Below are 10,990 nucleotides of genomic sequence, written 5' to 3'. Positions count from 1 at the left end.
CTTCTCACAACACGGTATAAACTTGTCAAAGAACCCGCCCGACGCGGAACCGGCTGTCGGCCCGAACCATCTGGGGTTCGGGTGCTGAGCGCCGGTTTGTCGGGCTTCCCGTTTCGCGTACCGGTCGCTGCCGTTTCGGCGGCGCCGGCGTCGTTCGCGTCGGGAGGCGCTTTATATGCGGCACCCCCCGGACCGCGCAAGCACTTTTTTCACCCCATCGCATTTTTTCGTCCGGGCCTGCGGACGGCTTCCGGCAGGCACTGGATGATCTGTGCTGCCATCGTTGAATTGTCTGACCTTCTGACCATAAGGTTGAGGGAAACCAGAAGCGAGCGGTCATGCCCGTCGAGTTTGAGAGCGTCGTCACCGCCAGCGCAGCCAAGCAGATCGCCGACAGCCTGCGCGCCGCCATCATGGACGGCCGGTTGAAGGTGGACGAGCGGCTGCCGACCGAGGAGGAACTGGCCCAGCATTTCAAGGTTTCGCGCCCGACCGTGCGCGAAGCCTTGAAGCGGTTGGCCGCCCAGCACCTGATCCGGTCGCGCCGCGGCCCGACCGGCGGCAACTTCGTCGCCAGCCCCACCCCCGAGGACGCGGCGCGTGCCCTTGCCAACGCCACCACCCTGATGGTGGCGGTCGGCGACATCCAACTGGACGAGATGGCCACCGCAAGGCTGGAACTGGAAGGCGTCTGCTGCCGCCTGGCGGCTGCGTTGAATGACGAGGCCTTGGCCGGCCCGCTCGCCACCCTGCGGACCGAGCTGGAGCGCCAGCGTGACGCCGCCCTGACCGACGAGGAGTTCTGCGCGTCGGACGTCCGCTTTCACCGCGCAGTGGTGGATGCGGCCGGCAACGCCCTGCTTTCCTACCTGATGCATGCCGTGGTCGAGGCGCTGCAGCCGGTCAGCAACATGATCATCTACCGCGTCCGGGAGCGCGAGGCGATCGTCGGCTTCCATTCCCGGCTCCTGCAGGCGCTGGAAAGGCATGATGCCGCGGGCGCGACGGCGGCACTCGGCGACCTGGTGGCCTACACCCGCGACCGTTACCGCGCCGCGCTCGAGAAGCGGGCGGAACGGGCGCGGTAAGGCACCGCCTCCCGCGGCTGCCCGGCTTCAGCCGATCGCCCGCAGATGGCGCACCGGCCGGCCGGGGGACGCCGCCTCGGCCGCCGCGACGATGCCATGGGCATCGATCCCGTGGTGGCGGTAGAGGTCGGCGATGGTGCCGGTCTGACCGAAATGCTCCACGCCGAGGGCGCGCGTGCGGTGGCCGGCGACCGACCCGAGCCACCCCAAGGTGGTCGGGTGGCCGTCCACCACGGTGATCAGCGCGCAATGGGAGGGCACTCCCTCCAGCAGCCGCTCGATGTGTCCGCGGGCATGGGACAGGCCGCGCTCGCGCGCCCGCTGCGCCGCGCTCCAGCCGGCGTTCAGGCGGTCCGCGGAGGTCACCGCCAGCAGGCCGACGTCCCGCCGGTCCTCGCCCAGCATGCCGACGGCGGCGATGGCCTCCGGAGCGACGGCCCCGGTGTAGGCGACAACCACCTGGGCGTTCGGTCCCGGGCGCCGCATCCAGTAGGCACCGTCGACGATGTCCCGCTCCAGCGCCTCGTCCATCGTCCGGGTCGGCTGCTCGATGCTGCGCGAGGACAGGCGGAGATAGACCGAGCCGCCGGTCTCGTCGCGCAGCCAGTTGCGCTCGTCGGGAGCGCCCTCGCCGTCCCGCTGCATGTAGTCGAAGGCCCAGCGCATCACCACCGCCAACTCGTCGGCAAAGGCCGGCTCGAAATAGGCCAGCCCGTCCTGGGCCATGCCGACCAGCGGCGTGGCGATCGACTGGTGCGCCCCACCCTCCGGCGCCAGCGTGATGCCCGACGGCGTCGCCACCAGCATGAAACGCGCATCCTGGTAGCAGGCATAGTTCATCTGGTCGGCGCCGCGCATGATGAAGGGATCGTAGACGGTGCCGATCGGCAGCAGCCGCTCCCCGAACAGGCTGTGCGACAGACCGAGCGCCGACAACAGGATGAAGAGGTTGGACTCGGCGATGCCCAGTTCCAGGTGCTGGCCCTTGGGCGAGAAGTCCCAACTGTAGGTCGAGGGGATGCGCTCCTTCTTGAACAGGTCGGCCAGTTCGCTCTTGGCGAACAGCCCGCGCCGGTTCACCCATGCGCCGAGATTGGTCGAGACGGTGACGTCGGGCGCCGTGGTGACGATGCGCTCGGCCAACGGCGAGCGTTCGCGTCCGACCTCGTTGAGGATCAGGCCGAAGGCCGTCTGGGTGGAAAGGGCCTTCTGCGACGGCACCACCAGCGCCGCCGGCACCGTCACCGCCGGCGCCCCGTGACGGCGGCGGCCCTTCTGCGCGAAGGGCACGCGCGACAGGAACGCCTCCAGCGCCTCCTGCGGCAGGCCGAGCCCCTCGAAGCGATCCCATTCATGGCCGGGGCGCACGTTGTTGGCGGTCCGGAAGCCCTCCATCTGCTGGGCCGTCAGAAGGCCGGAATGGTTGTCCTTGTGGCCGGCCAGCGGCAGCCCGAAGCCCTTGACCGTGTAGGCGATGAAGCAGACCGGCCGGTCATGCGTCCGCGCCTCGGCGAAGGCCTGGAGCAGTGATGGCAGGTCGTGGCCGCCGAGGTTGCCCATCAGGCGGGCAAGCTCCTCGTCGTTGCGCCGTTCGATCAGGCGGGTGACGTCGCCCTGATCGCCGAGGTCGTCCATCAGCCGCCGGCGCCATGCCGCCCCGCCCTGGTAGGTCAGGGCCGAATAGAGCTGGTTGGGGCAATGGTCGATCCAGTGGCGGAGGCGCTCGCCGCCCGGCTCGCGGAAGGCTTCCTGCATCAGGGTGCCGTATTTCAGGATCACAACGTCCCAGCCGAAGGCGCGGAAGATGTTCTCCAGCCGCTCCCACAGGCCTTCGCGGATGACCGCGTCCAGGCTCTGGCGGTTGTAGTCGACGATCCACCAGGTGTTGCGAAGGCCGTGCTTCCAGCCCTCCTGGAGGGCTTCGAAGATGTTGCCCTCGTCCATCTCGGCATCGCCGACCAGCGAAACCATGCGCCCTTCCGGCAGGCCGGGCGCCCAGCCCTTGGCCTTCAGGTAATCCTGCACCAGGGAAGCGAACAGCGTCTGCGCCACCCCGAGCCCGACCGAGCCGGTGGAGAAATCGACGTCGTCGACATCCTTGGTGCGGGAAGGATAGGACTGGGCGCCTTTGTAGCCGCGGAAATTCTCCAGCTTCTCCCGCGTCTGGTTGCCCAGCAGATACTGGATGGCATGGAAGACCGGGCTGGCGTGGGGTTTCACCGCCACCCGGTCCTCCGGGCGCAGCGCCTGGAAGTACAGCGCGGTCATGATCGTCGCCAGCGAGGCGCTGGAGGCCTGGTGCCCGCCGATCTTCAGCCCGTCATGATTGGGGCGGACATGGTTGGCGTTGTGGATGGTCCAGGAGGCGAGCCAGAGTACCTTGCGCTCCAGTTCCCCAAGGCAGGCGAGATCGGCGGAGGACGGCAAGGTCTCGGTCATGTCAGGGCTCCCGGATCGACTATGGTTGAATGAGCCTATCATTTGCGACCGGGCAGGTGCTTGCGAAGTGGCGCGCGCTGCCCCGGCGATTTAGCATGAAATTCCAATTCCGGAGAGCAGGCGGCATCGAATGCCAAGATTCAATCTCGATCGTATCGACCGCAAGATCCTGTCCGCCCTGCAGGAGGATGGGCGCCTGCACAACAACGAGCTTGCCGAGCGGGTCGGGCTGTCGCCCTCCCCCTGTCTGCGGCGGGTGAAGGCGCTGGAGGAGGCCGGCGTCATCAGCCGCTATGTGGCGCTCGTCGATCCGGCTTCGGTCGATCTGCAGCTCAACATCTTCGTCAGCGTCAGCCTGGAACGGCAGATCGAGGAGCGGATCGACGCCTTCGAAAGCGCGGTGATGACGCGGCCCGAGGTGCTGGAATGCTACCTGATGACAGGCGACGCCGATTACCTTCTGCGGGTGATGGTGCCGGACCTCGCCAGCTATGAACGCTTCCTGAAGGACCACCTGACCCGCATTCCCGGCGTCGCCAACATCCGGTCGAGCTTCGCGTTGAAGCAGGTGCGCTACCGCACGTCCCTGCCGCTGGAGCATCTGGCCGACTAGCAGGCGGGTTTAAGGGTCCGGCTTCCAGGGGCCGGTTTTCGAGGTCCGGCTTTCGGTGCGAGCGGCGGTTCGGCGGGTCATCCCCGCGCAACCGCCTCCCCTGCCCTCCACCGCCCGAGCGTCGGCACCAGGAGCGCCGCGATCAGGCACAGGATGCCGGCCGTAAAGAAGGCCGGCAGGTAGCTCTGCAGGACCGTCCGCGACAGCCCCGCGCCGAAGGCCGCGGTGGCGGCGCCGATCTGGTGACCGGCGAAGACCCAACCGAAGACGAGGTTGGCGCGCTCGCGCCCGAAGCGGTCGGCGATCAGCCGCACCGTCGGCGGGACGGTGGCGATCCAGTCGAGCCCGTAGAAGACGGCGAAGAGCGACAATCCGTAGAGGGTGAAGTCCGAATAGGGCAGGTAGATCAGCGACAGCCCGCGCAGCCCGTAATACCAGAACAGCAGCCAGCGATTGTCGAACCGGTCCGACAGCCAGCCCGATCCGACGGTGCCGATGAAGTCGAAGATCCCCATCAGCGCCAGCAGCCCGGCGGCCTGGACCTCCGGCACCGCGAAGTCGACGCAGAGCGGGATCAGGTGGGTCTGGATCAGGCCGTTGGTGCTGGCCCCGCAGATGAAGAAGGTGGCGAACAGCACCCAGAAGCTGCGCGTCGCCGACGCGTCGCGCAAGGCACCGAAGGCCGCCGGCAGGATGGCGCCGGCCGCCCTCGGTGCCGCCGCACCCTCCGCCTCGCCGAAGGCGGTCAGGCCGAGTTCGGCCGGATGGTCGCGCATCAATGCCAGCATCGCCACGGCCGCCACCCCGATCATCGCGCACAGCAGGGCGATGGCGCTCCGCCAGCCATAGGCCTCGGTCAGCACCGACAGCAGCGGCATGAAGACGAGCTGGCCGGTGGCGGAACTGGCGGTCAGCAGCCCGATCACCAGACCGCGCCTGGCGGCGAACCAGCGGGTGGCGATGGTGGCGCCCAGCACCATGGCGGTCAGGCCGGTGCCGAAGCCGACGACGAAACCCCACAGCAGGATGAGCTGCCAGACCTGGGACATGGCCAGCGAGGACAGAAGCCCCGTACCGACCAGCACCAGCGAGGACAGCACCATCCGGCGGACGCCGAACCGGTTGATCATCGCCGCGGCGAAGGGGCCCATCAGGCCGAACAGCAGCAGGCGGATCGCCATGGCGGCGGAGATGTCGGCGGTGTCCCAGCCGAACTCGCGCTGCAGGGGCAGCAGCAGGACGCCCGGAGCCCCGACGGCGCCGGCGGAAACCAGCATCGACAGGAAGGTGACGGCGACGACGGCCCAGCCGTAATGGATGTTCCGCCGCGCCAGGACGGCGGCGAGAGGAGTGGACAGCATGAACGGGGCTCCGGTCGGAAGGCGGATCATTGCGCCGTGACGCCGCCGTCGATGTTGATCGACTGGCCGGTGACGAAGGCGGCGGCATCGGAGCAGAGCCACAGCACGGCGGCGGCGACCTCCTCGGGACGGCCGACGCGGCCGACGGGGTGGAGCGGCCCCAACGCCGCCTCGACCCCGTCGGCCCCGCCGAACGAGCCCTGGCTCATCGGCGTCTGGATGATCGCCGGACAGACCGCGTTGACCCGCACGCCCGACTTCGCCGCCTCGATCGCCGCGGTGCGCGTAAGCCCCTCGACCGCCGCCTTGCTGGCGGAATAGGCCGCGTTGCCGGCCATGCCGATCTGGCCCAGCACCGAACCGGTGTTGACGATGGCGCCGCCATTCTGGCGCCGCATGATCGCCAGTTCATACCTCAGGCAGTGCCAGACGCCCTTCACGTTGACCGTAAGGATACGGTCGAAATCGGCTTCGCCCATCTCTGCGATGGGCGCCATGGCATGGACGCCGGCATTGTTGAAGGCGGCGTCGAGGCGCCCATGCTCCCGCTCGATCCGCTCGAAGAGCGCCGCCACCTGTGCGCCGTCGGCGACGTCGGCGCCGACGAACCGGGCGCGCCCGCCGGCGCGTTCGGCCAGTTCGACCGTTTCCCGCCCTTCCGCCTCGCGCCGCCCGGTGACGATCACCGTCGCGCCGGCACCGGCGAAGGCCAGCGCCGCGGCCCGCCCGATGCCCGACGTCCCGCCGGTGACCAGCGCCACGCGCCCGCTCATGTCCGTGGAAATGCTCATGGCCCCTCTCCAGTGGGATCCCGCGCCGGTCCCGCGGACCAGCGGGAAGAACCATCGGCGCGCATCATTTAAATTATGGCTATAATGAATAAGCTCAGACATGACGTCCATCATGAATATCTTCGGCCAGGAGGGCTGGAGAGCGCGTCAGCCATGCAGGCCACGAATGATAAGGCGCGTTTGCTTGTGTTGACGCCGACACATGCGCGAACCGTTCGGACCGCGTGGGGACGGCCCCCTCTTGACCGCCCGTCGGGATCGGCTCATGTAAGCGGCATCCGCTCCCTCATGTATCCGCATGTAACCGGAGACGGCAGGTCTACTCCTTTCTTTTGGTCGGTACATATCTTGCTCTTGCAGCGTTTGGACGGGCCAAGACTTGTCATTCTCCACTGGTACGCGGCTGGCGCGGGCCGGAAGCAATCTTTCGTTAACCATAAGCATCCACAACATGCGAGCGGCACACCGCCGCTTTCAGCCGACCGCCGGGACCGAGTGACGTTCGGGTCCGATTGGCGCCACCGCGCTGAGTTCCCTTTGGAAGGCTGATAGAGCGTGACCCTGATGCACGTGCGGGCCGACGGCCCGATCGATGTCTCCCCCGCCCGCAACTCGACCATCGTGGAGGACTGGAGCGCCGCCGCGGCCGCGCCGGCGCTCAGCGGGCCGGTCGATCCGTCGCTGCTGCGCGACGAGCTGCTGTGCGACATCCCGCAGACGACGGCCACGGCCCATCCGGACCGCACCGCCATCGTCTATGAGGGGCGGCGCATCAGCTATGCCGACCTGGAGGCACGCGCCAACCGCGTCGCGCGGGGCCTGCGGGCACGCGGCATCGGCCCCGGCAGTTTTGTCGGGCTGTGGATGGCGCGCTCGCTCGACCTGCATGTGGCGCTGCTGGGGATCCTGAAGTCCGGCGCGGCCTACCTGCCCTTCGATGCCGACGCTCCCGCCGAACGCGTCGCGGTCAGCCTGTCCGACTGCGCCGCACCGGCGATCCTGGTCGACCTGGTGACGGGATCGAAGGCGGCGACGCTGGCCGCCGCCGGTGCTGGCGTGGAAACGCTGCGCATCGGCGACGTGCTGTCCGACGATGACCGGCCGCTCGACCTGCGCGCCGACGGCGTGACGCCGGACCACCCGGCCTATGCGATCTACACCTCGGGCTCGACCGGCAAGCCCAAGGGCATCGTCATCAACCACCGCAACATCTGCCATTACCTGCGGGCGGCCAACAGCGTCTACGGCATCACCGCCAACGACGTGGCCTTCCAGGGCGCCTCGGTGGCTTTCGACCTGTCGCTGGAGGAGATCTTCGTCCCCTATCTGGCCGGCGCCACCCTGTGGGTCGCCAGCCGCCAGGTGCTGGACGAGGCCGACCGGCTGGCCGACGTGCTGAACGACGCCGGCGTCACCGTCCTCGACACCGTGCCGACGCTGCTGGCGATGCTGCCGAAGGACGTGCCGTCGCTGCGCGTCGTCATCCTCGGCGGCGAGGCCTGCCCGCCGGCGGTGGCCGCGCGCTGGTGCCGCCCCGGCCGCCGCCTGTTCAACAGCTACGGCCCGACCGAGGCGACCGTGGTCGCCACGGTGGCCGAGGTGCTGCCCGATACACCCGTCACCATCGGCCGGCCGATCCCGAACTACACCTGCTATGTGGTGGACGAGGCGCTGGCGCCGGTTCCCCCCGGCACCCAGGGCGAACTGCTGATCGGCGGTCCCGGCATCGCGAAAGGCTATCTCGGCCGGCCGGAACTGACGGCGGAGAAGTTCATCGCCAACCCCTTCCGCCGGGATGCCGCCGACCCGGTGCTCTACCGCTCCGGCGATGCGGTGAGCCTGGATGCCGACGGCAACCTGCGCTTCCATGGCCGCATCGACGACCAGGTGAAGATCCGCGGCTTCCGCCTGGAGCTGGGCGAGATCGAGGCGAAGCTGACCGACCTGCCGGACGTCGCCCAGGCCACCGTGGTGCTGCGCAACGATTACGGCCTCGACCGGCTCGTCGCCTTCCTGGTGGCCCGGCCCGGTGCCGCGCTGGACAGGGCGGCGCTGCGCGATGCCCTGCGCGCGCAGCTTCCGGCCTACATGGTGCCGTCCCACTACGAGCAGGTGGAGGCGCTGCCGCGGCTGACCTCCGGCAAGGCCGACCGCAAGACCCTGCAGGCGATGGCGCTGAGCGAGGATGCCGGCCCCGCCGAGCAGGACGAACCCCAGACCCCGGCCGAAGCCACCTTGCTGGAGGCGGCGCGCCGCGTCTTCCCCGGCCAGTCGATCCCGTTCGACGCGGACTTCTTCCTCGACCTCGGCGGCCATTCGCTGCTGGCCGCGCGCTTCGTCTCGGCGGTGCGCGAGACCGCCGGCTTCGCGTCCCTGACCCTCCAGGACGTCTACGCCGCCCGCAGCCTGCGCGCCATGGCCGCGCGCCTGGACGCCAAGTCGCCCGCCGGCGGCAGCGCCGCGCCGGCCGACCTGTCCTTCGAGCCGCCGCCGCTGCACCGCCGATTCCTGTGCGGCCTGGCGCAGGCGGCCGCGCTGCCGGTGATCCTGGCGCTGATGACGATGCAATGGCTCGGCGTCTTCGTCAGCTACATGCTGCTGTCGGGCGAGGACGCGACGCTCCTGACCGAGATCACCACTCTGCTCGGCGTCTACATCGTCATCAATGCGGCGACCGTCGCCGTCGCCATCGCGGCGAAATGGCTGATCATCGGCCGCACCAAGCCCGGCCGCTATCCGCTGTGGGGCGTCTATTATTATCGCTGGTGGCTGGCCCAGCGCTTCATCGGCCTGCTGCACCTGAAATGGTTCCAGGGGTCGCCGGTGATGCGGTGGCTGCTGCGCGCGCTCGGCACCAAGGTCGGCGCCGAGGCGATGATCGGCGAGTTCGAATCCGGCGCCATCGACCTGGTGACGATCGGCCGGGGCGCCTCGACCGGCGGCAAGGTCAAGCTGGCCAATGCCGAGGTCGTCGGCAACGAGCTGGTGATCGGCACCATCGAGATCGGCGACGACGCCTATGTCGGCACCTCCTGCGTGATTGGGCATGACGCGGTGGTCGCCGCCGGCACCGAGCTGGCCGACCTGACGGCGCTGCCCGCGGGCACCCGGACCGGCACCTACGAGATCTGGGACGGCTCCCCCGCCCGCAAGGTCGGCACCGTCGACCGCGCCGCCCTGCCCGACGCGCCGGAGGCCGGCATCGTCCGCCGCGCCGCCCAGGCGCTGGTCTACCTGGTCGCGCTGGTCGGGCTGCCGCCGGTGGCGCTGATCCCGATCTTCCCCGCCTTCTACCTGTTCGACCGGCTCGACGCCTGGATGGGCGGGGTGTTCAAGGTCTATTACCTCTATTATGTGCCGGCCATCGCCTGGCCGACCGCCATGTTCCTGGTGGCCGTCACCGTCCTGCTGATCGCGGCCATGCGCTGGGTGGTCCTGCCGAAGGTCGATGCCGGCTCCTATTCGGTCCATAGCTGGTTCTACGTGCGCAAGTGGATCGTGGCGCTGGCGACCGAAGTGATGCTGGACACGCTCAGCTCGCTCTACGCCACCGTCTACATGCGGGCCTGGTACCGGCTGATGGGGGCCAAGATCGGGCGGGACGCCGAGATCTCCAGCAACCTCGCCGGCCGCTACGACCTGGTCGACATCGGCGAGAAATGCTTCATCGCCGACGAGGTGGTGCTGGGCGACGAGGACATCCGCCGCGGCTGGATGGACCTGAAGCCGGTGAAGACCGAGGCGCGCGTGTTCGTCGGCAACGACGCCGTGGTGCCGCCGGGCACGGTGATCCCGACCGGCACGCTGATCGGCATCAAGTCCAAGCCGCCGGCGAACGCCGAGATGCAGCCGGGCGACACCTGGTTCGGCAGCCCGCCGATCAAGCTGCCGGTCCGCCAGAAGTTCGACAATGTCGGCGCCAACTGGACCTACGAGCCGTCGCGCGCCCGCCGTCTCGGCCGCGCGGTGTTCGAGGCCTTCAGCCTGTCGATGCCGTCGATGCTGTTCATCACCTTCGGCACCTACGCGGTGGAGTTCTTCGCGCCGGCGATCCTCGACGGCCGCTGGTGGGCCTTCGCCTGGCAGTTCATGGCCGTCAGCGTCGCCATCCCCACCATCATGGTGCTGGTCGTCGCGCTGGTGAAGTGGCTGCTGATGGGACGCTACGCCCCCACCATGAAGCCGATGTGGTCGTGGTGGGCGATGCGGACCGAGGCGGTGGCCGTGCTCTACTGGGGCCTCGCCGGCAAGGTGCTGCTCGACCATCTGCGCGGCACGCCGATGCTGCCCTGGATGCTGCGCCTGTTCGGCACCAAGTTCGGCCAGGGCGTCTACATGGACACCACCGACATCACCGAGTTCGATTGCGTGTCGGTCGGCGACCATTGCGCCATCAACTCGCTGTCGGCCCTGCAGACCCACCTGTACGAGGACCGCGTGATGAAGGTCGGGCGGGTATCCGTCGGCACCGGCGTCACCGTCGGGGCGGGAGCCACGGTGCTGTATGACACCCATGTCGGCGATTTCGCCCGCCTCGGCCCGCTGACCCTGGTGATGAAGGGCGAGTCCATCCCCGCCCACGGCGAATGGGCCGGCGCCCCGGCCGAGCCGGCCGCTCAGGGCCATGCCTCCGCCGAGGGACGGGTCAAGGCGGCGGCGTGACGGCACGGGGGGCGGGTCCGGGTCCCGTCCCCTCCC

Annotated in this window: 6 protein-coding genes; 3 read left to right on the top strand and 3 right to left on the bottom strand. The window is 69.0% G+C overall.

Features of this window, described 5'->3' with window-relative positions; all coding sequences use genetic code 11:
• Positions 1-338 precede the first annotated feature (338 nt).
• A complete protein-coding gene (locus J2850_RS16670; protein ID WP_209983636.1) occupies positions 339-1,088 on the top strand; it encodes a FadR/GntR family transcriptional regulator in 750 nt (249 codons plus the stop codon).
• Positions 1,089-1,115: 27 nt separating this feature from the next.
• Here J2850_RS16670 and J2850_RS16665 read toward each other — a convergent pair whose 3' ends face one another.
• Positions 1,116-3,527, bottom strand: a complete 2,412-nt coding sequence (locus tag J2850_RS16665; RefSeq protein ID WP_209983634.1) for a transketolase — start codon at positions 3,525-3,527, stop codon at positions 1,116-1,118.
• Positions 3,528-3,657: 130 nt separating this feature from the next.
• On the opposite strand from J2850_RS16665, the gene J2850_RS16660 reads away from it, so the two are divergent.
• Positions 3,658-4,140, top strand: a complete 483-nt coding sequence (locus tag J2850_RS16660) for an Lrp/AsnC family transcriptional regulator (protein ID WP_209983633.1) — start codon at positions 3,658-3,660, stop codon at positions 4,138-4,140.
• Positions 4,141-4,217: 77 nt separating this feature from the next.
• Here the strand turns inward: J2850_RS16660 and J2850_RS16655 are convergent, their stop codons facing one another.
• Both J2850_RS16655 and J2850_RS16650 read right to left on the bottom strand, forming a co-directional pair.
• Complete coding sequence (locus J2850_RS16655; RefSeq protein ID WP_209983631.1) at positions 4,218-5,501, bottom strand: MFS transporter; 1,284 nt, start codon at positions 5,499-5,501, stop codon at positions 4,218-4,220.
• A 26-nt stretch (positions 5,502-5,527) separates the two neighbouring features.
• On the bottom strand, positions 5,528-6,292 hold the full coding sequence (locus J2850_RS16650) for an SDR family oxidoreductase (protein WP_246513130.1): 765 nt from the start codon (positions 6,290-6,292) through the stop codon (positions 5,528-5,530).
• Between the two features lie 564 nt (positions 6,293-6,856).
• Between J2850_RS16650 and J2850_RS16645 the strand changes: the two genes are divergently transcribed.
• Entirely contained in the window at positions 6,857-10,954 is a 4,098-nt protein-coding gene (locus tag J2850_RS16645) for a Pls/PosA family non-ribosomal peptide synthetase (protein ID WP_211113954.1), read from the top strand.
• The last annotated feature ends 36 nt before the right edge of the window (positions 10,955-10,990 follow it).

This window comes from Azospirillum picis (assembly GCF_017876115.1).
Lineage (GTDB): Bacteria > Pseudomonadota > Alphaproteobacteria > Azospirillales > Azospirillaceae > Azospirillum > Azospirillum picis.
The sequence above is the reverse complement of the archived record's forward strand: the minus strand, read 5'-3'. Positions and strand labels throughout refer to the sequence as shown.

What these genes read in the sequence shown, in the direction of transcription:
- J2850_RS16670 (WP_209983636.1), top strand. Translation starts at nt 339, where the DNA reads ATGCCCGTCGAGTTTGAGAGCGTCGTCACCGCCAGCGCAGCCAAGCAG.
- J2850_RS16665 (WP_209983634.1), bottom strand. Translation starts at nt 3,527, where the DNA reads ATGACCGAGACCTTGCCGTCCTCCGCCGATCTCGCCTGCCTTGGGGAA.
- J2850_RS16660 (WP_209983633.1), top strand. Translation starts at nt 3,658, where the DNA reads ATGCCAAGATTCAATCTCGATCGTATCGACCGCAAGATCCTGTCCGCC.
- J2850_RS16655 (WP_209983631.1), bottom strand. Translation starts at nt 5,501, where the DNA reads ATGCTGTCCACTCCTCTCGCCGCCGTCCTGGCGCGGCGGAACATCCAT.
- J2850_RS16650 (WP_246513130.1), bottom strand. Translation starts at nt 6,292, where the DNA reads ATGAGCATTTCCACGGACATGAGCGGGCGCGTGGCGCTGGTCACCGGC.
- J2850_RS16645 (WP_211113954.1), top strand. Translation starts at nt 6,857, where the DNA reads ATGCACGTGCGGGCCGACGGCCCGATCGATGTCTCCCCCGCCCGCAAC.